The sequence below is a fragment of the Methylobacterium longum genome (genome assembly GCF_022179385.1).
GTDB lineage: Bacteria > Pseudomonadota > Alphaproteobacteria > Rhizobiales > Beijerinckiaceae > Methylobacterium > Methylobacterium longum.
In genome coordinates this window covers 75,568-95,146 of the sequence record NZ_BPQS01000015.1, presented here as the reverse complement: position 1 = coordinate 95,146, position 19,579 = coordinate 75,568, and the positions used below count along the sequence as shown (strand labels likewise).

The 19,579-nt window shown below is 72.4% G+C and carries 19 protein-coding genes; 13 read left to right on the top strand and 6 right to left on the bottom strand.

Features of this window, described 5'->3' with window-relative positions; translation table 11 throughout:
• Positions 1–117 precede the first annotated feature (117 nt).
• A complete protein-coding gene (locus MFF58_RS15380) occupies positions 118–672 on the top strand; it encodes a Ros/MucR family transcriptional regulator (protein WP_238289457.1) in 555 nt (184 codons plus the stop codon).
• A gap of 25 nt (positions 673–697) precedes the next feature.
• On the opposite strand, the gene MFF58_RS15375 is transcribed toward MFF58_RS15380, so the two are convergent.
• Positions 698–2,131: an FAD-linked oxidase C-terminal domain-containing protein gene (locus MFF58_RS15375; RefSeq protein WP_238289455.1), complete on the bottom strand. Its 1,434-nt coding sequence runs from the start codon at positions 2,129–2,131 to the stop codon at positions 698–700.
• Positions 2,132–2,347: 216 nt separating this feature from the next.
• Here MFF58_RS15375 and MFF58_RS15370 point away from each other — a divergent pair, with 216 nt between their 5' ends.
• The 6 genes from MFF58_RS15370 (at position 2,348) to MFF58_RS32275 (ending at position 6,876) form a co-directional block, all read left to right on the top strand.
• Positions 2,348–3,373, top strand: coding sequence for a KpsF/GutQ family sugar-phosphate isomerase (locus tag MFF58_RS15370; RefSeq protein ID WP_238289453.1), 1,026 nt, complete (start codon positions 2,348–2,350; stop codon positions 3,371–3,373).
• Between the two features lie 559 nt (positions 3,374–3,932).
• Positions 3,933–4,493 carry an Hsp20 family protein gene (locus MFF58_RS15365; RefSeq protein ID WP_238289451.1) on the top strand — a complete coding sequence of 187 codons (561 nt, stop codon included), beginning with the start codon at positions 3,933–3,935 and terminating at the stop codon, positions 4,491–4,493.
• 122 nt (positions 4,494–4,615) lie between these two features.
• Positions 4,616–5,167: an Hsp20/alpha crystallin family protein gene (locus tag MFF58_RS15360; protein WP_238289449.1), complete on the top strand. Its 552-nt coding sequence runs from the start codon at positions 4,616–4,618 to the stop codon at positions 5,165–5,167.
• Positions 5,168–5,327: 160 nt separating this feature from the next.
• Positions 5,328–5,753 (top strand): hypothetical protein, encoded by a 426-nt coding sequence (locus tag MFF58_RS15355; protein WP_238289447.1) that lies wholly within the window; start codon positions 5,328–5,330, stop codon positions 5,751–5,753.
• A gap of 16 nt (positions 5,754–5,769) precedes the next feature.
• Complete coding sequence (locus MFF58_RS15350; RefSeq protein ID WP_238289445.1) at positions 5,770–6,105, top strand: hypothetical protein; 336 nt, start codon at positions 5,770–5,772, stop codon at positions 6,103–6,105.
• A 39-nt stretch (positions 6,106–6,144) separates the two neighbouring features.
• Positions 6,145–6,876 carry a hypothetical protein gene (locus tag MFF58_RS32275; protein WP_279602974.1) on the top strand — a complete coding sequence of 244 codons (732 nt, stop codon included), beginning with the start codon at positions 6,145–6,147 and terminating at the stop codon, positions 6,874–6,876.
• A gap of 15 nt (positions 6,877–6,891) precedes the next feature.
• Here MFF58_RS32275 and MFF58_RS15340 read toward each other — a convergent pair whose 3' ends face one another.
• The 3 genes from MFF58_RS15340 to MFF58_RS15330 all read right to left on the bottom strand — a co-directional run bounded on the left by MFF58_RS15340 (position 6,892) and on the right by MFF58_RS15330 (position 10,474).
• Positions 6,892–7,932 carry an aldose epimerase family protein gene (locus MFF58_RS15340; protein WP_238289444.1) on the bottom strand — a complete coding sequence of 347 codons (1,041 nt, stop codon included), beginning with the start codon at positions 7,930–7,932 and terminating at the stop codon, positions 6,892–6,894.
• A 232-nt stretch (positions 7,933–8,164) separates the two neighbouring features.
• Positions 8,165–9,442, bottom strand: coding sequence for a thermonuclease family protein (locus tag MFF58_RS15335; protein ID WP_238289442.1), 1,278 nt, complete (start codon positions 9,440–9,442; stop codon positions 8,165–8,167).
• 123 nt (positions 9,443–9,565) lie between these two features.
• Positions 9,566–10,474 carry a hypothetical protein gene (locus MFF58_RS15330; RefSeq protein ID WP_238289440.1) on the bottom strand — a complete coding sequence of 303 codons (909 nt, stop codon included), beginning with the start codon at positions 10,472–10,474 and terminating at the stop codon, positions 9,566–9,568.
• A 302-nt stretch (positions 10,475–10,776) separates the two neighbouring features.
• On the opposite strand from MFF58_RS15330, the gene MFF58_RS15325 reads away from it, so the two are divergent.
• From MFF58_RS15325 to MFF58_RS15315, 3 genes are all read left to right on the top strand, one after another.
• Positions 10,777–11,730, top strand: a complete 954-nt coding sequence (locus MFF58_RS15325) for a lipid kinase (protein WP_238289438.1) — start codon at positions 10,777–10,779, stop codon at positions 11,728–11,730.
• The gene (locus MFF58_RS15320) at positions 11,727–12,500 is read left to right on the top strand and encodes a TerC family protein (protein ID WP_238289437.1); all 774 of its coding nucleotides are present in this window, start codon (positions 11,727–11,729) and stop codon (positions 12,498–12,500) included. The genes MFF58_RS15325 and MFF58_RS15320 overlap by 4 nt, the downstream gene beginning before the upstream one ends.
• A gap of 76 nt (positions 12,501–12,576) precedes the next feature.
• Entirely contained in the window at positions 12,577–13,296 is a 720-nt protein-coding gene (locus MFF58_RS15315) for an ABC transporter substrate-binding protein (RefSeq protein WP_238289435.1), read from the top strand.
• Between the two features lie 270 nt (positions 13,297–13,566).
• Here MFF58_RS15315 and leuS read toward each other — a convergent pair whose 3' ends face one another.
• Positions 13,567–16,149 (bottom strand): leucine--tRNA ligase, encoded by a 2,583-nt coding sequence (leuS, locus tag MFF58_RS15310; protein ID WP_238289433.1) that lies wholly within the window; start codon positions 16,147–16,149, stop codon positions 13,567–13,569.
• Between the two features lie 418 nt (positions 16,150–16,567).
• On the opposite strand from leuS, the gene MFF58_RS15305 reads away from it, so the two are divergent.
• Positions 16,568–17,320, top strand: coding sequence for a YggS family pyridoxal phosphate-dependent enzyme (locus tag MFF58_RS15305; RefSeq protein WP_238289430.1), 753 nt, complete (start codon positions 16,568–16,570; stop codon positions 17,318–17,320).
• Positions 17,321–17,323: 3 nt separating this feature from the next.
• On the opposite strand, the gene MFF58_RS15300 is transcribed toward MFF58_RS15305, so the two are convergent.
• The gene (locus MFF58_RS15300) at positions 17,324–17,890 is read right to left on the bottom strand and encodes a L,D-transpeptidase family protein (RefSeq protein ID WP_238289428.1); all 567 of its coding nucleotides are present in this window, start codon (positions 17,888–17,890) and stop codon (positions 17,324–17,326) included.
• A gap of 370 nt (positions 17,891–18,260) precedes the next feature.
• On the opposite strand from MFF58_RS15300, the gene MFF58_RS15295 reads away from it, so the two are divergent.
• Complete coding sequence (locus MFF58_RS15295) at positions 18,261–18,947, top strand: response regulator transcription factor (RefSeq protein WP_238289426.1); 687 nt, start codon at positions 18,261–18,263, stop codon at positions 18,945–18,947.
• Positions 18,948–19,012: 65 nt separating this feature from the next.
• The gene (locus MFF58_RS15290; RefSeq protein ID WP_238289424.1) at positions 19,013–19,465 is read left to right on the top strand and encodes a cyclic nucleotide-binding domain-containing protein; all 453 of its coding nucleotides are present in this window, start codon (positions 19,013–19,015) and stop codon (positions 19,463–19,465) included.
• Positions 19,466–19,579 lie beyond the last annotated feature (114 nt).

Below are 19,579 nucleotides of genomic sequence, written 5' to 3'. Positions count from 1 at the left end.
TCCTTAGACTTCCGACGGAGCACAGGGCATTGTACGGATCACCTTGCATTTTTCGGACGGTGTCTTAACTCGCGAAAAGAGGGGACCTCGCAGGCTTCGAAGCCAAGGAAAGAAAGTATGACTGACGCCACGCCGACATCCCAGATGGATTATATCGAACAGACCGTAGACGTCGTCGCGGCCTACGTTTCCAACAACTCCCTGCCCTCGGCCGAACTGCCGGCGCTGATCGTGAGCATCCACGACGCTCTGAACTCGATCGGGTCCGGCCCGGTCGCGGTCGTGGACGAAGCTGTCGAGCGGCCGACCCCCGCCCAGATCCGCAAGTCGATCCGCCCCGACGGCCTGGTCAGCTTCATCGACGGGAAGTCGTACAAGACCCTGAAGCGTCACCTGACCAAGCACGGCCTGGATCCGCAGAGCTACCGCGAGCGCTACGGGCTGCCGAGCGATTATCCGACCACTTCGGCGAACTACTCGGCGCAGCGCTCGGCTCTCGCCAAGAGCCTGGGCCTCGGCCAGCCCGGCCGTGCACAGCAATCCGGCTTCGAGGAGCCTGAGTTCGAGCCCGTACAGCAGGCCGCGCCCGCCCCCGCGGAGAGCCGCCGCAAGGGCGGGTCCGCTCCGGCCAAGGGCCGCGGCAGCGCCAACCGCAAGGTCGAGGCCGCCTGAGCCTCCGGGGGACGGGGCGGCCGGATCAGGCCGCGAGCCGTCCCTCCAGCGGGAAAACCTTGGCGGGGTTCAGCATCCAGTCGGGATCGAACACCGCCTTGACCCGCATCTGCTGCTCGAGATCGACCTGATCGTACTGGAAGCGCATCAGGTCGCGCTTCTCGATGCCGACGCCGTGCTCGCCGGTGAGGCAGCCGCCGACCTCGACGCAGAGCTTCAGGATCTCGTCGCCCGCGGCCTCGGCCTTCTGCAGCTCGCCGGGCCTGTTGATGTCGAACAGGATCAGCGGGTGCAGGTTGCCGTCGCCCGCGTGGAACACGTTGGCGACCCGCAGGCCCTTCTCGGCGCAGATCGCGCCGATCCGCTCCAGCACCGGCCCGAGCTGCCCGGTGGGGATCGTGCCGTCCATGCAGATGTAGTCGGAGATCCGGCCGGTGGCGCCGAAGGCCGACTTGCGGCCCTTCCAGATCGCGGCCGATTCCGCCTCCGAGCGCGAGACGCGCACGCTGGTCGGGCGGAAATCCTTGGCGATCGTCTCGATCCGCGCCAGCATCGCGTCGCACTCGGCGTCCGAGCCCTCGACCTCGATGATCAGCATCGCCTCGGCGTCGCGGGGATAGCCGGCCTGGGCGAAGTCCTCGGTGATGAGGATCGCCTCGCGGTCCATGTACTCGATCGCCACCGGTATGATGCCGGCCGCGATGATCGCGGCGACGCAGTCGCCCGCGTCCTCCACCTTCGAGAAGCCGACCAGCACCGGCCGCGCCCCTTCCGCCGCGCGCAGGATCCGCACGGTCGCCTCCGTGACGATGCCGAGCTGCCCCTCCGAGCCGCAGACGAGGCCCAGCAGGTCGTAGCCGCCGCTGTCGAGGTGCGGGCCGCCGATCTCCACCACGGTGCCGTCGTTGAGCACCAGGGTGACGCCCAGGAGGTTGTTGGTGGTCACGCCGTATTTGAGGCAGTGCGCGCCGCCGGAATTCATCGCGATGTTGCCGGCGATCGTGCAGGCGAGCTGGCTCGACGGGTCGGGGGCGTAGAAGAAGCCCTCGTGGCTGACGGCCCCGGAGATCGCCAAGTTGGTGATGCCGCTCTGCACCCGGGCGGTGCGGTTGGCGAAATCGAGGTCGAGGACCTTGGTCATCTTGCCGACGCCCAGGATGATCGCGTCGGCCTGCGCGATGGCGCCGCCCGCGAGCGACGTGCCGGCCCCGCGGGGCACGACCCGCACGCCGTTCGCGTGGCAATAGGCCATCACGGCGGCGACCTCCGCGGTGGTCGAGGGCAGCACCACGGCCAGCGGCATCTGCCGGTACGCGGTCAGCCCGTCGGTCTCGAAGGCCCGGCGTTCGTCCTCGCTGACCACCAGCGCCTCCGGCGCGACCAGGGGCGCGAGACCGGCCAGGATCGCGTCGCGGCGGGCGAGGATCGCGGGATCGGGGTCGGGGAAGCGGATGGTCATGGGGCCTGTGCCCTCCTTGGGCCCGCGGCGCGGGATGGCGTACGGGCAGCATGGACCCCGGCGGCCGCACCTTCAACCGGCCTGCGGCGCTGCGTCGTCCCCGCGTCACATTTCAACCACGACGGCTGCCTAGCGTCGCCGGACACGCCTCGCTTCGCAGATCCCCGAGTCCGGCCCCCGGCGCCGGATCCGGTCGACGGGTCCAGAACGGAAACGATGAACGCTCCCGCCTCCAGCGCCCTGCGCGACGATCGTTACGACGCGCCCTCCGCGCACCTCAACACCACCCGCGACCTCGGGATCCGCAGCCTGCAGCTCGGCATCGCGGCCCTGCAGGAGGCGAGCGCGGCGTTCCAGGGCCGGCTCGGCGCGGCCTTCGAGGAGGCGGTCCAGACGATCCTGCAGAGCAAGGGGCGGGTCATCGTCAGCGGCATCGGCAAGAGCGGCCATGTCGGCCGCAAGATCGCCGCGACCTTGGCCTCCACCGGCACCCACGCCTTCTTCGTCCATCCCACTGAGGCGAGCCACGGCGACCTCGGGATGATCGCCCGGGACGACGTGATCATCGCGTTGTCGTGGTCCGGGGAGACCGCGGAACTGTCCGACCTCGTCGGCTTCAGCCGCCGCTTCTCGATCCCCCTGGTGGCCATCACCCGCAACGGCGAGAGCACGCTGGGCCGGGCCGCCGACGTGCTGCTCGAGCTGCCCCGGGTGCGGGAATCCTGCCCGCACGACCTCGCGCCGACCTCGTCCAGCCTGGTCCAGCTCGCGCTCGGCGACGCCCTCGCGGTGGCGCTGCTGGAGCGGCGCGGCTTCACCTCGGCCCGGTTCCACACCCTGCATCCCGGCGGGACGCTGGCGGCCCGTCTGAAAACCGTGCAGCAGGTGATGCACGGTCCCCAGGACATGCCGCTGGTCCACGAGACCGCGCTGATGTCCGAGGTGCTGATCGAGATGGCCGCGCGGCGCTACGGCTGCGTCGGCGTCACCGACGCGGCGGGCCGGCTCGTCGGCATCGTCACGGACGGCGACCTGCGCCGCCACATGGGCCCGGCGCTCCTCGACACGCCGGTCTCCACGGTCATGACCCGCGAGCCGATCACCGTGGAGCCGCACAAGCTCGCCCAGACCGCCCTGGAGGTGATGAACCGCCGGCTCATCACCGCGGTGTTCGCGGTGACGGACGGGCGGCCGGTGGGCATCGTGCACGTCCACGACCTGCTGCGCGCCGGCATCGCCTGACCGGCGCCCCCGGGCGGCCGGCCAGGAGGCGGGGAGGCAAATCCCCGGCGCGCCCCCGATGGATGGTCGTGGGAGCGCGCGGTACCGGCCCTTCCGGGTCCCGGCCGCCGGGTCTGGGTGCCGCCCGCCCTGCGGGCGACGGGCCCCTGGGATCTGAGACCGCAGCGTCGGCGACGGTTCACGCCTGCTGATCGGCGCGCTCATCCGGGGCCAGGTCGGTGAGTCCGGGATGACGGGGCGACGCGGCCGCGTTCCCTCCGCATCGGGACCGGGATCGCGATGCTCCCTCGCACGCGCGCTCGCACGCGCGGCGGAGATCGCGCGGCCAGCAGCCCTTCGACCGCCCAGGGCCGTGGGGGAGCGCCCTGCCCACGTCGGCGGCACGCGCAGACCCGACAGCGCCCTGCGCGATGAGGCGCAAAAAACCTGCTCCTGGCGGGAACCCGAGACCCGACATCCACGTTACGCGCGTGCGAGGCCCAGGACCGGGCTCGCCCAGGGCGCCGGGCATGGTGTCCGGCGTCGCTTGTAGTCACGTTGCTCGCTGGAGGATGTGGTTATGAGGACCTACGACGTTTCGCCCCTGTTCCGGTCATCGATCGGATTTGACCGCCTGTTCGAGTTGCTCAACCAGGCCGAGCGCGTCGAGACATCCGCGGCTTGGCCGCCCTACAACATCGAGAAGGTCGCCGACGACCAATACCGCATCACCATGGCGGTGGCCGGCTTCACACCCGAGGAGATCGAACTCACCCAGCAGGACACCGTGCTCCTGGTCGTCGGCCAGAAGGCGGGGACGGAGGGTCAGAGGCACTACCTGCATCGCGGCATCGCGGCGCGCGGCTTCCGCCAGACCTTCAACCTGGCCGAGCACGTGAAGGTCGTGGGGGCCGACTTGGAGAACGGGTTGCTCACCGTCGCGCTGAAGCGCGAGGTGCCGGAGGCCCTGAAACCCCGCCGCATCGCCATCGGCGGCGTCACGGCGGCGTCCGGGCAGGACAACGCGCCGGCGCAGATCGCCCGCGAGGCCGAGGCTGCCGAGCTCAAGACTGCCGAGCCCAAGGTCGCAGAGACCAGGGTCGCCGAAGCCAGGGTCGCGGACGCCAGGACGGCCGCCTGATCGGCGTCGGTCCGGGCTCCCGAAGCCCGGGCCCCCGGCCTTGAGCAGACGACATCCCTCACGGGTCCGCGGACCCGCGGGCCTGTTCCCACGATGGCAGCGCTTGCGATGGAGATAGGACCATGAACATGCGCGATCTGATCCCCTGGAACCGCGGCACCGGCGCCCCGGCGCCGGCCGCCCTGCCGAGCGAGCCGGCCAGCCCCTTCCTGACGCTCCACCGCGAGGTGAACCGCCTGTTCGACGACGTGTTCAGCGGCTTCGGCGGCCTCCCGAGCCTCGCCGGCCGGAGTCTCGGCTGGCCGAACATCGAGCTGGTGGAGACGGACGGGGCCCTGCGGGTCTCGGCCGAACTGCCCGGCCTCGACGAGAAGGACATCGAACTCCTGATCGCGGACGGCGTGCTCACCCTCAAGGGCGAGAAGCGCGCCGAGACCACCGACGCGGCCCGCGGCTACACGGAGCGCAGCTACGGCCACTTCGAACGGTCGATCGCCCTCCCCGTTCCGGTCGAGGAGGACCGGGTGGAGGCGGCGTTCCGCAACGGCGTGCTCACCGTGACGCTGCCGCGCGCGGCCGCGGCGCCGGAGCGCCGACGCCGGATCGCGATCAACGGCACCGATCCTGACACCCGTCCTGGCCCCGGCACCGGCACGTCGGCATCCCGGCACTGAGCGCCGCGGGGCCGGCTCGGAGCCCCGACCCACCCGCGCGCCGAACCGGCACGCCCGTCGACGCGCGGAGGCACAACCGGCCCGAACGCATGACGCGGCCGGCACGGACCGGTCGGTCGTGCCGGCCGCCCCAACCTTGGCTTACCCCACGGAGGATCGCATGCAGCCGATCGATACCCTGCAGACCGAGAGCCCCGCCGGCCCTCTCGGCACCCTGGTCGCCGCCAACCTGAAGTCCGCAGCCGTCGACCCGTTCGAGGCCTTCGTGGCGCCCGGCGACGTGTTCCGCCACCCGCGTGCGGTGCTGGCCCATCCCGGCCTGTCGCGGGCCGAGAAGCGGGCGGTCCTGGCCTCCTGGGCCTCGGACGCGCGCGCGGTCGAATCCTGCCCGACGCTCCGCTGCCTGCCGGGCTGCCGCGCCGAACCGGTGCCCATCGACGAGATCCTGGCAGCGCTCCAGGCCCTGGACGAGGGGTCGTCCCAGGGCGGCGCGGCTCCGGCGGCTTCGCCTCGGCCCCTGGACCCGGAGGCGTTCACCCGCCGCTGGCAGCGCGGCCCGGCGACGGGCCGCCGGTCCCTGAACTGAGGCGCGGAGGTCGCCCATGACGACGTTCGACCTGAAAGACGGCCGCCGACGCCGGTCGCGGCTGCGCCGCGCCTGGAGGGATGGACGTTCCGACGGCGGCCGGGGCGTGCTCGGCGGCTGGTGTCTGTCCGCCCTGCTGTGCCTCACCCTGGCGATGCTCTGCGGGCCGCCGCTCGGGCCCTGGATGCTGGCCGGGCTGCTGAGCCTGTCGGGCTTCGCTTGGCTCGGCCTCGCGATCACGCAGGCCGGGCCGCCCGCCCACGCGCCGCACCCGACCGCCTGGGACGCCGCGCTGCTGTCGTTCGCGGCGAGCTTCGGCGTGCAATCCGCCGCGCGCCTCGGGCTCCTCTGACCGGGCGCGCGCGACGAGGAGGCAACCCTGGAGGATCCCATGCAGGATGGCAGGATCGGACCTCAACACGACAACCCGTCCGCCGCGGCGGCTCCGTGGCGCGCTGGCCGCGCCGTCGAGTCCGGGGGCCGTACCCGGGCCGACGCCTGGGTGCTCGGCGTCGACGGGAAGACGCCGGCGGAGACCGGGCCGCCGCCGGGCTGGGCCGGCGGTCCGGACCGCCGCGCCGCCGGTCTGGCATCGGGCAGCCCGACGCGGGCGCAGGCGATGGCCCATGCGGGGTGTCCGGACTTCTCCGGCAGCTCCGGGGCCGAGCCCGCGGCGCGGTCCGGGCCGGTTTCCTGGCGGGTCCGGCGGTCGCACCAATCCGCCGCGGCGCGCCCGGTGCCGGCCCGTCCGGTGCCGGCCCGTCCGGAGCCCCCTGCCCCATCGCCGGCCCCACGCATCGCCTCCCCGGCCCCCGCGGCCATGCCGGACCTGGAGCGGGCCCTGGTCAACCCGGCGGCGGTATTCGCCACACCCGCCGCTCTGCTCGACCATCCCCGGCTGCTGCGCCCCCTGAAGCGGGAGATCCTGCGGCGCTGGGCCTGGGACGAGTACCTGAAGGACGTCGCCGCCGCCGAGGGCATGACGGCGGGCGAGCCGTCGCGCCTCGACGCGGTCAAGGTCGCCCTCCTCGCCCTCGGCGAGACCTGGGGACCGCATCCGGCCGCGCCGGCGGTGTCCCCGATCGCCCCGGCGGCCGGGGATACGCTGCCCGCTGCCGCCTGAGGCCGCTCGACCTCCTCACACCACGGAGAACCGGAACTCCGTGGTCTCCGCGAACGTCTCGCCCGGGCGGAGCAGAGCGGCGGGGAAGCTCGGCTGGTTCGGGGCGTCGGGGAAAGCCTGTGTCTCGAAGCAGACGCCGTCGCCGGACCGGTAGATCCGCCCGGAGGGGCCGATCAGCGTGCCGTCGAGGGTGTTGCCGGTGTAGAGCTGCAGCGCCGGCTGCGTGGTCGCCACGTCGAGCCGCCGTCCGCCGACCGGCTCGATGCAGGTGGCCGCCGGCCGGAGCGTCCCGGCGGGACCGCGCAGCACGAAGGTGTGGTCGTAGCCCTTGGCGATGGCGAGCTGCGGGTCGCCGTCCCGGATGCGCGCCTCCAGCGGGTATGGGGTGCGGAAGTCGAACGGGGTGCCGGCCACCGCCCGGAACGCGCCGGTGGGGATCTGAGTGGCGTCGGTGGGCGTGTAGGCGTCGGCCGCGAGCTGCACCACGTGGCCGAGGACGCTGCCGGTCCCCTCCCCGGCGAGGTTGAAGTAGCTGTGATTGGTGAGGTTCAGCACCGTCGGCCGGTCGGTCGTCGCCGCGTAGTCGATGCGCAGCACGCCGTCCGCCGGCAGGCTGTAGCGGACCCGGACGTCCAGCGTGCCGGGAAACCCCTCTTCCCCGTCGGGAGAGCGGCGGGCCAGGGTCAGGCTCGTCGCCTCGGAGCGCTCCACCCGCCACAGGCGCTTGCCGAAATTCGCCGGACCGCCGTGGAGGGTGTTGGGACCCTCGTTCACGGGCAGCTGGTAGGTCCGGCCGTCGAGTCTGAAGCGTCCGCCCGCGATCCGGTTGGCGTAGCGGCCGACCACCGCGCCGAAGCTCGGGCTGACGGTCTCGTAACCCTCCAGGGTGTCGAGGCCGAGAACCACGTTGGCCACGCGCCCGGCGCGGTCGGGCACCTCGATCGCCGTGACGGCCGCGCCGAAATCGATGACGGCCACCCGGAGATTTTGCCGGCTCAGCACGTGGCGCGTGACCGCCTGCCCCTCCGCCGTGTGACCGAAAACCTCGCTCGGCATGTGTCCCTCCGCTCCCTGGCAACGCGGCCGAGCGGGCGCCCGTCACGAGCCGCACGGTACACACCACGGCCCCCGCACGCGCCGCCTGTCCCCCGCGGTGCCTCGGGATGGGCGCACGGATTGGACGGCCGCGCGAGGCCGTTCCGGACGCGGGTCGTGTTTCTTCGGTGCGCCGAGTCCCCCTCGCCGAGGCCCCGGAGGGCTCCGCCCCCCCGCCGGGAAACCGGGGGGTTCAGCGCTTCCAGACGCCCAGCCGCTCGCTCCGGGCATGGTCCTCCGCCGCGACCAGCTCCGGGCTCGCCTCCGGGGAGGCGCGCCCGCCGCCGTTGAACAGCACCACCTCGGAGAGATCGCGCCCGTCCACGAGGCAGTTCATGGTCTCGCTGCCGGGGGCGGGCTGGCAGGTCACCGACCGGCTGCCGATGTAGCGGGCCAGCTCCCCCGCCTGGCCGCCCCGCACCCACTCGACGCCGAACAGGCGCACGACCTTGCCGCCCACCTTCAGGGTGGCGGTGTCGACGACCTGCACCGGGCCGGTCACGGAATTCGGGGGCGGCGGCGTGGAATCGGGCTCGGGATCGCCGCCGGTCTCGGGGGGCGGCGTGACCGTGTCGGGGACGGAGGGCGCCGCAGCGGGCGGCGCGGCCGGGGCCGCGTCCCTGGACGTCGTCGCCGGGGGCGTTCCTTCGGGAGCCGCGGGGCGCGCGGTCTCGGGCGGGCGGCCCTCCAGGACGAGTCCCGCGGCGATCACCGCCACCAGGGCGGCCACGCTGGCCCCCGTGAGCCAGCGCCGCTGGCGGTTGGCCCCCTCGTCTCCGAGGTCCCGCCCGAAGCCGAGGCGGTCGCGCAGGCCCTCCAGGCCGTCGCGCACGGACTCACCGAGCCGGCCGGGTCCCGTGTTCCAGGCCGCCACGGGATCGGCCGGCCGCGCGGCCTCGGCCGTGACGGTCTCGCCGGGCGCGGCATCGACCGGCCGGTTGAACCGGCCCTGCAGGCGCGTCCGCAGGGTCGCGAACCGGCCAGCGGCGGTCTGGGCCAGCGCCCGGCCCTGCACGGAGGAGCGCTCCGCCAGGGATCGGGCCCGCTCCGACTGCGTCTCCACGAAGCGCGCGGTGGCGGCCTTCATCTCGTAGGCGCTGCTCAGCAGCGCCGAATCCCGGGCTTCCTCGGCCTGTGGCACCGGCTCCGGCACCGGCTCCGGCGGCAGGAACAGGGCGGGATGCCGCTCCTGCAATTCCGCGATCAGGTCCGCCAGGGTCATGGGCTCGGCGGTCTCCCCCCGCAGGCGCACGGCCCCGTGCCGGTCGAGCACCCGGATGCCGGGCCCGGCGCCTTCGGGGGCGGTTGCGGCCTCCGCGAGGAGTTCCAGCGTCCGCACGGCCACCGGGCGCGGACGGGCGCGCGCGATCTCGGCCCGGATCACCGCGCGCAGGGCGGTGCGGCCGGGATCATCGAGAGCCGGACGCGCCGGCCCCGAATCCTGTTTCGCCACCACCGTTGAAGACGTCATACACCCGATCCCGGCCCCACCCCGCGCGGCACGAAGCCGGCGCGCGTGCGCCTCGCTGAACGTTCGACGGCCGGGACGTATCCCTCTGCGCCCGACGGCACCCGGGACCTTCCCGGACGCCTCTTACGCCTTGCCGGGCGAGGGTGCCAGGGTGCCGGCTTGGAGGCTGCGGCGCAAGACCCGTCCGGTCTCACCGATAATGTAGGGCCGGGCGCCCGCGAAGCCCACCTCCAGGATCAGCTCGGCCTCCCCGCTGGAGACCGCGCCGCGCTCCGGGTTGGCGGTCCGGAAGTCGACGAGGGTGCGGATCGTGCAGGTCTGGGCGTCGCACGCGGTGCTCATCGCCCGCGGCTCATAGCGCCGCACGGGCCAGCGCTGGACGAAGCTGCGCTTCTCGGCGGCGAGTCCGGCCGTGGTGACCGGGTGCCCGTAGAAGCGGATGCGGGTCGCGTAGAACCGGTTCGCCGCCCCGATCATCGCGTCGCCGGGGCCCGAGACGGTGACGAGGTAGTCGGCGGTCAGCGCCCGGGCTGCGGCGGCCCGCTCGCCGGAGACGGCGGGAATCGGGCCGGGGGCGACCGGCGCCTCGGCGTACCGGTACCCCAGGTGGCCGTGGCGGTGCGGCGTTCCCCGTCCGACCGAGCGCTCCAGGGCGGCGGCCCGCTTCGGCCCCGGAGGCCGCGTCGCGGCGGTCTTCGGCAGGGCGCTCTCGCGGGGCTCCGGCCTGGCGGCCTGGCGGAGGGGCCGCGCCTCCCGGCCCTCGCCGGCTCGATCCTGCGCCCGGTCCGCCGGCCGCCGCGCGACCACCACGTCCTGGACCGCGATCCCCGCCCGGTCCCGGCCGCCCGGCGCCGCATCGCGCGGAAGCGCCGTCGCGGCGCCGGGCACCGTCGCGGCCGTGCGGGGCGGTGGATCCACCCAGGCCGAGAGCGGGGCCGCGCTCTGCTGGGCCGAGGCAGCGCCCGCGATGGCCAGCGGCAGGATCAGGCCGAGCGCGAGGGCGTGCGGGCGGTGGGAAACGGTGGCGGGCATCGGTGCCTTCCTGGCGGCCGGGTTGGACGTGGCTGGGAACGCACCCGCGAGTCCCGGAAGGTCCGGGGACAGCGCGGGCACATTCCCCATCCTGCCGGATTGCGCGGCCGCGACCAGCCCGGGATTGCGGGGATGATGGGGTTGCGTTCGTGCGTTTGGGTACCAAGTCGGGGATAGTCCTGGCCTCGCCCGGTCTTCGACCGTTCCCAGGCGCCCTCCCGCTCCGCGCCGCCGCGCATCGAGGATCCCGTGGCCCAACCCCAGATCGAGACGCCATCCGGCCCGCAGCCCGGGTTTTCACGATGAGCACCGCCCCGCGCCGGGCCCTGCTGATCTGCAACGCCAAAGCCCGCAACGGCGGCCTCGACCTGGACGAGGTGCGCCAGATCCTCCGCGACGGCGGCATCGAGCCGGTCGAGCCGCCGCCGGACGCCGATTGCTGCGACGTGATCCGGGCCCGGGCCGGCGAGGTCGATCTCGTGATCCTCGGCGGCGGCGACGGCACCATGAACTGCGCCGCACCGGCCCTGGTCGAGACCGGTCTCCCGCTCGCCATCCTGCCGCTGGGCACCGCCAACGATCTCGCCCGCTCGCTGGACCTGCCGCTCGATCCCCTGGCGGCGGCCCGCTTCATCCCGACCGGGCAGGCGCGGCCGGTCGATCTCGGCTGGGTCAACGGCCACTACTTCTTCAACGTGGCGAGCGTCGGCTTCTCGGCGGAACTCGCGGGTGAGCTCACGGCCGAATCGAAGAAGACCTGGGGCGTGCTCGGCTACGCGGTGGCGGCCATCCGGGTGCTGCGCCGGGTGCGGCCCTTCACGGTGACGATCGAGCACGACGGCACGGTCGAGAAGGTGACCACCATCCAGGTCTCGGTGGGCAACGGCCGCCACTACGGCGGCGGCATGACGGTGGCCGAGAGCGCCGCGGTGGATGACGGCAAGCTCGATTTCTACAGCTTGGAGATCAATCACTGGTGGCGGCTGCTCGCGCTGCTCCCCGCCCTGCGGCGCGGCACGCACGGGCGCGCCGCCGACGTGCGTGCCTTCCACGCGCAGGAGATCAAGCTCACGACCCGCCGGCCCCGGCCGGTGAACACCGACGGCGAATTGACCACCCAGACGCCGGCGCATTTCAAGGTGATCCCGAAGATCCTGCAGGTCTTCGCCCCGGAACCGGTGCGCGGGCCCGCCCCGCTCGACCTCGCCGCCCTGGGCAGCCGCCTGTTCCCGACCAGCGAGGCCCCCCGCCTGTGACGGACCTGATCGCGCTCGCCGGCCAACCCGCCGTCTGGGCGGCCCTCGCCACCCTGGTGGTGATGGAGGTGGTGCTCGGGATCGACAACCTGATCTTCATCTCGATCCTGACCAACAAGCTGCCGGCCGATCAGCAGACCCGGGCGCGGCGCATCGGGATCGGGCTCGCGCTGATCCTGCGGCTGGGACTGCTGGGCACCGTGGCGTTCATCGTGCACCTGACCGAGCCGGTCTTCTCGGTGCTGGGCCAGGCTTTCTCCTGGCGCGACCTGATCCTGATCGGCGGCGGCCTGTTCCTGCTCTGGAAGGCGACCAAGGAGATCCACCACACGGTGGATCCGGAGCCGGAGACCGAGCGGGCGCGCGGCGGGACGATCGGCTTCGGCGCGGCGATCGGCCAGATCCTGCTCCTCGACCTCGTCTTCTCGATCGACTCGATCATCACGGCGGTCGGCATGACCGAGCACGTGCCGGTGATGATGGTGGCGGTGGTGGTCGCCGTGGTGGTGATGCTGGTCGCGGCCGAGCCGCTCTCGGCCTTCATCGCCCGGAACCCCACCGTGGTGATGCTGGCGCTCGGCTTCCTGATCATGATCGGCATGACGCTGATCGCCGAGGGGTTCGGCGCGCACGTGCCGAAGGGCTACATCTACACCGCGATGGCCTTCTCGGCCGGCGTCGAGGGGCTCAACATGCTGGTCCGTCGGCGCAGGCGAGCGGCCAAGGCCGGGACGCAGGCCCCGGCCGGCGGCGCGGCACGGCAGGTCTGACGGGCGCCCAATGCGGATCCCCGCGGCCCTCTGCCTGCTCCTTCTCCCGGCCCTGGCCCGCGCGGAGACGAAACCCGTGACACCCGATCCCGCGATCCTGCACGACCTCGCTCCGACCGGCACGCTCCGGGCGGCGATCAACCTCGGCAACCCGGTCCTCGCTCAAGGGGGCCCGGACGGGCCGGCCGGCGTATCGGTGGACCTGGCGCGGGCGCTGGCGGCGCGGCTCGGCGTGCCGGTGGCGTTGGTGACCTATCCGGGGGCGGGCGCGGTCTCCGGGTCGGCGGGATCCGGGACCTGGGACATCTGCTTCCTGGCGATCGATCCGAAGCGGGCCGAGGGCATCACCTTCACCGATCCCTACGTGCTGATCGCCGGCAGCTACCTCGTGCCGGCAGCCTCGCCGATCCGGAGCCTGGAGGCGGTCGACCGCGCCGGCGTGCGCGTCTCGGTGGGACGTGGCAGCGCCTACGACCTGTTCCTGACCCGCGCCCTGACGCACGCGACCCTGGTGCGGGCGCCGACCTCGTCCGAGGCGGTGACGGCCTTCACGCGGGACGGGCTGGAGGTGGCGGCCGGCGTGGAGCAACCGCTCGCCGGCTACGCGGCGACGCACCCGGAGGTGCGGCTGCTGCCGGGACATTTCATGGAGATCCCGCAGGCGATGGGCCTGCCGGTCGGGCGTCCGGCGGGGGCGGCGTACCTCGCCGATTTCATCGCGTCGGCGAAGCGGGACGGGCTGGTGCGCCGCGGCCTGGAGGCCAGCGGGCAGGATCCGGCGCTGGCGGCGCCGTGAGCGGCGACACGCGGCGCGACGAGGGCCTTCCTCGACACCGGCGCCGTCACAAAGGCCCTACACAGCAGAGCCGTCATCGCCTTGCGATCCGCTGATCCCACCCCCGCCCTCATCCTGAGGTGACCGCGCCAGCGGGCTTCGGAGGAGGGCTCCAAGGAGTGCGGCGATGACTGGAGGGCTCCTTCGAGGCCTCCGCTACGCTCCGGCACCTCAGGATGAGGACCGTGGCGGGCGGAAGTAGATGTCGGGTGGGATGAGCCGATCGACGCCTCACACCACCAGGTTCACGATCCGCCCCGGCACGACGATCACCTTCCGGGGCGCCTTGCCGTCCAGCACCTTCTGGACGGCCTCCAGCGCCAGGGTCGCGGCCTCGACGGCCTTGGCGTCGGCCTCCCGCGGAACGGTGACGTCCGCGCGCTTCTTGCCGTTGATCTGGACCGGCAGGGTGATCTCGTCCTCGACGAGGAGCCCGGCTTCAGCCTCCGGCCAGGGCGCCTGGGCGACGAGGTTGCCGCGGCCGAGGACCGACCAGCATTCCTCGGCGAGGTGCGGCATCATTGGGGCGATCAGCTGCACCAGGATGCCGGCGGCCTCCCGCGCGGCGCTCGCCGAGACCGGACCGCGCAACCCATCCTCCAGGGCGTTGGCCAGGGTGTAGATGTGGGCGACGCAGCGGTTGAAGCGCAGCCGTTCGATATCGTCCTGGACGGAGGCGAGCGCCCGGTGGGCGGCCTTGCGCACGGCGAGGTCGGCCGCGCCGTCTCCGGTCGCCTGCCCGGCGGCGTTGACCAGCCGCCAGACCTTCTGGACGAACCGGGCCGCGCCCTGCACGCCCTCCTCGGTCCAGATCACGTCGCGCTCGGGCGGCGAGTCGGACAGCATGAACCAGCGCGCCGTGTCGGCCCCGTAGCTCGCGATGATGTCGTCGGGGTCGACCACGTTCTTCTTCGACTTCGACATCTTCTCGATGGAGCCGATCGTGATCGGCGCCTGAGTTTTCACGTGAAACGCGCGGCGTTCGCCCTCCTCGGTGGCGAAGCGGATCTCGGCCGGGGGCACCCAGGCGCCGGCCGCGTCCTTGTAGGTCTCGTGGACCACCATGCCCTGCGTGAACAGGCCCGCGAAGGGCTCGGGCGTGCCGGCCCAGCCGGTCTCGCACATCGCCCGCATGAAGAACCGGGCGTAGAGCAGGTGCAGGATCGCGTGCTCGATGCCCCCGATATACTGGTCCACCGCCAGCCAGCGATCGACCACGGCCCGGTCGGTAGGCGCATCCGTGAGCCAGGGCGCGGTGAACCGGGCATAGTACCAGGACGAATCGACGAACGTGTCCATCGTGTCGGTCTCACGCCGGGCCGGGCCGCCGCAATGCGGGCAGGTCACGTTGCGCCACGCCGCGTCCCGCTCCAGCGGGTTGCCGGGCTGATCGAAGGACACGTCCTCGGGGAGCGTCACCGGCAGGTCGGCCACGGGCACCGCCACCGGGCCGCAGGACTCGCAGTGGATGATCGGGATCGGGCAGCCCCAGTAGCGCTGGCGGGAGACGCCCCAGTCGCGCAGACGGAACTGGACCTTGCGGGCGGCGATCCCCTCCCCTTCCAGACGTCGCGCCACGGCCTCGAAGGCCTCGCCGGTGCTCATCCCGTCGAGGAAGCGCGAGTTGATTATCCGCCCGTCCTCGACATAGGCGGTGTCGGTGATCACGAAGCCCGCCGGATCCTGACCCTCAGGGCAGACCACCGGCGTGTTGCCGAGCCCGTACTTGTTCGCGAAATCGAGGTCGCGCTGGTCGTGGGCTGGGCAGCCGAACACCGCGCCGGTGCCGTATTCCATGAGCACGAAGTTCGCCACGTAGACCGGCAGCTCCCAGGATGGGTCCAGGGGATGGCGGACCGTGAGGCCGGTGTCGAAGCCGTGCTTCTCGGCGGTGTCGATCGCGGCCTGCGCGGTGCCGGTGCGGCGGCACTCCTCGATGAAGGTCTGCAGGTCCGGCCGGTCCGCCGCGAGGGCGGCCGCCAGGGGATGGTCGGCCGCGATCGCCAGGAACTTGGCGCCGAACAGCGTGTCGGGCCGGGTCGTGTAGACGGTCACCGAATCGTCGGCGCCGGCCACCGGCCGGGCGAGGCTGAACCGGACCTCCAGGCCTTCCGAGCGGCCGATCCAGTTCTTCTGCATCAGCCGGACCTTTTCCGGCCAGCGGTCCAGCCCGTCGAGGGCGGTCAGCAAATCCTCGGCGAAATCGGTGATCTTGAAGAACCACTGGGTCAGCTCGCGCTGCTCCACCAGGGCGCCGGAGCGCCAGCCGCGCCCGTCGATCACTTGCTCGTTGGCCAGCACCGTATGGTCCACCGGGTCCCAGTTCACCTTGGCGGTGCGCCGGGTGACGAGGCCCTTCTTCAGGAAGTCCAGGAACATGCGCTGCTGGTGCTTGTAGTAGTCGGGATCGCAGGTCGCGATCTCCCGGCTCCAGTCGAGCGACAGGCCCATGGCCTTCAGCTGGTCGCGCATCGACGCGATGTTGGCGTAGGTCCAGTCCCGCGGGTTGACCTTGCGCTCCATGGCGGCGTTCTCGGCCGGCAACCCGAAGGCGTCCCAGCCCATCGGGTGGAGCACGTTGAAGCCGCGGGCGCGCTTGTAGCGGGCGACCACGTCGCCCATCGCGTAGTTGCGGACGTGGCCCATGTGGATGCGCCCCGACGGGTAGGGGAACATCTCCAGCACGTAGTATTTCGGGCGCGGGTCGCCGTTGTCGGTCTCGAACAGGCGCTGCGCGGCCCAGGCCTCCTGCCAGCGCGGCTCGGCATCCTTGGCGTTGTAGCGCTCGACGGGCTGGGGGGCGGTGCTGGTCATGGATCCGGCTGGGTCAGGGGCTCGGCGGCGGCCACAGGAGCCGGCGCGGCACGGTTTGCGCCGCGATAGCATATCTGCGCCGCAGCCGGTCAACGCGGCGCGCGATTCGGGCTTGCGCGGGGCGCGCGAACGCATAGGTCCGCATGACGGGACACAGAACACCGGGACACCGAACACACCGAGGGCCTGCGCCGGGGCGCTCCCGATCTCATTCCTCATCCTGACGTGACCGCGGCAGCGGGCCTCGAAGGAGGAGGGCTCCAGGGATCGCGCGCCGGGTGGAGGGCTCCTTCAAGGCCTCCGTCGCGCTCCGTCGCCTCAGGATGAGGGGGGTGGGTGGGATGATCGTCTCCTCGCTCGAGAAGCACGGCACGGGGCCGCGCAGACCGGCGCCCGGCAGCGACAGGACAGACACGCCATGGACGACGCGACGACGGACACGAACACCCAACCGACAGACGGGATGGGGCACGCAACCGCGAAGCTCCCCGTCGGTCAGGCCGACGTCGCCGCCGGGCTCGCCGAGGTGCGCGCCGCCATCGCCCGGGCGGCCGAGGATTCGGAGCGCGACCCCGCATCGGTGCAGCTCGTGGCCGTCTCCAAGACCGTGCCGGCCGAGGGCATCCTGCCGGCGCTCCAGGCCGGGCAACGCGTGTTCGGCGAGAACTACGTCCAGGAATCCGCCGCGAAATGGCCGGATCTGCGGGCCCGCTACCCCGACGTCGAGTTGCATCTCGTCGGGCCGCTGCAATCCAACAAGGCGCGCGAGGCGGTGGCGCTGTTCGACGTGATCCACTCCCTCGACCGGCTGTCCCTGGCGGCGGCGATCGCCAAGGAGATCGACCGGTCCGGCCGCACGCCGAAGCTGCTGATCCAGGTCAACACAGGTGCGGAGCCCCAGAAGGGCGGCGTCCTGCCGGACCAGCTCGCCACCCTGCTGTCGGAGTGCCGGGACACCCACGGGCTGGCGATCCAGGGCCTGATGTGCATCCCCCCGGCCGAGGATCCGCCCTCGGCCCACTTCGCCCTGCTGGCCCGGCTCGCCCGGGAGCACAACCTGCCGATCCTCTCCATGGGGATGAGCGCGGATTTCCCCGCCGCGATCCAGCTCGGCGCCACCCATGTGCGGGTCGGGACCGCGATCTTCGGGGCGCGGACCCGGAAGGCCTGAGGGTCACCCGATCCGCAGATGGGTCCGTGGTCCGAGCCGGCGGAGCAGCCGCAGCAGGTCGGCCCGGGCCAGGGCGACGCAGCCCTCCGTGGGGCGGTAGCCGTCCCGGGCGACGTGCAGGAAGATCGCCGAGCCCCGCCCCTTCCGGATCGGGGCGCGGTTGTAGTCGAGGTCGATCACCACGTCGTAGAGTCCGTCGCCCCGCCACATCGCCTCGGCGCTGATTCCGGGTGCCGGCAGGCGGATCGGCCGGTTGTAGCGGCGGTCGCGACGATCGTCGCACCAGCCGTCGTCCTGCCGTGTCGGCCGGAGCGGGAGCGCGGTGCGCGGGCGGATCCCGAGATGGTCGGGCCGATAGGCACCGCCCCGCAGCCGGAACCGTCCGCGCGGCGTGCCGCCATCGCCCTCGCGCTTGTCGATGACGATCCCGCCGGCCCCCAGGGCGCAGGGAATCACCGCCGGACCGATCAGGAGCTGACCCCGCCGCCGATCGCCGATCATCGCCCGGACGCGGATCTCGCCCAGGGTCAGACGGACGAATCCGGGCCGCTCGCTTCGCCGCTGACGCATGCCAGCCCTCCTCCGCTTCCTGTCTCCGCCAGCCCGCCGCGGCGGACCGGGGCCTCCGTCGCCCGGGATCGGTGCCCCGAAACCGGTGAACAATTGCGCGCAAGCCAGTTTCCGGCCACAAACGTTGCCCTATCCTTGGCCGGCAACCGGCTGCCGAGTCGGGATGCGGGAGCGAACACGTTCAACGCCCGGTCGCGAAGGGTCGACGCCTGGGAAATTTCGGTGCGTCGTCGCCCCGGCAGGGACAATGATGCGGAAACAGAAGCCCCGGCAGAGTCGCCGCGCGCGATCCTGCTGAGATCTTAGTCATCGCACGCTGCGCCCGGAAGGCGGCCCGCCCCTTCCCGCTGCCTGCTCTGGGAATCGGACGATGCCGAATGCCTACCGCCTGCTGATCTGCGACGACGACGCGATCCTGCGCGACACCCTCACCGAGCAGCTGGATCTCTGCGAGGAATTCGCGGTGTTCACGGAAGCGAATGCCGCGGACGCGATCCGGCGGACGGCCACGGAGCGCATCGACCTCGCCGTGATGGATGTCGGCCTGCCCGACCTCGACGGGCGCGAGGCCGTGCGCCGGATGCGGGCGGGCGGATTCCGCGGCCCGGTGATCATGCTGACCGCCCAGGATTCCGAGGCGGATCACGTCGAGGGCCTGGAGGCCGGCGCCAACGACTACGTCACCAAGCCGTTCAAGTTCGGCATCCTTCTGGCCCGCATCCGCGCCCACCTGCGCAGCCACGAGGCCTCCGAGGACGCGGTGTTCCAGATCGGCCCCTACACGTTCCGACCCGGCGCCAAGCTGCTGGTCGGCGAGCGCGGCTCGAAGCTCAAGCTCACCGAGAAGGAGACCGCGATCCTGCGCTTCCTCTACCGGGCGGGGCGCGCCGTGGTGAACCGGGACACGCTGCTCGCCGAGGTCTGGGGCTACAATGCCCACGTCACCACCCACACGCTGGAGACCCACATCTACCGGCTGCGCCAGAAGATCGAGCCAAACCCGGCCACCGCGGCGATCCTCGTGACCGAGGGTGGCGGATACAAGTTACTGCCCTGACTGTTTAGGTTTTTGCGTGTAATCGATCCTGCGATCCCGGTCGGCAGGGTTGGTGAGGCGATTCCTTGGGTCTCGACGACGACATCGCGATCCTCGCCGCTGCGCCCGTGTTCGGCTTCCTCGACCGTGATGCCCTGCGCCTGCTCACCTTCGCGGCCGAGCGCCGGGACCTCGCCGACGGCGACCTGCTCTTCGCCCGCGGCGATCCCGCCGATGGCGGCTTCGTGGTCCTGTCGGGCACGATCCGGCTGATCCCGCGAAGCGGCGCCGCCGAGCCGGTTCGCGCCGGGCGCTCCGCGCTGATCGGGCAACTCGCCCTGTTCGTGCGCGGCACGCGCCCCACCGAGGCCCGCGCCGAGGGCGCCACCGAGGTCATGCGGATCACCCCCACGCTGATGCGCCGCGTGCTTGAGGAATTCCCGGCGGCCGCGCAGGCGGTCCACGCCACGCTGGCGGAAGATCTCGCGGCGTTCGTGGCCGACCTCGACCGCGTGCGGGTGCTGCTCGACGACGCCTGAGGGCGCCGGGCCCCTCCCCCGGCGCCGCGCGCAGCGAAGCGATCCGGGGCCGTGCAACGCCGGTGACCGCGACGCCGGCCGCCCTCAGGTGACAGGGCGGGTGCCCCCTTGTAA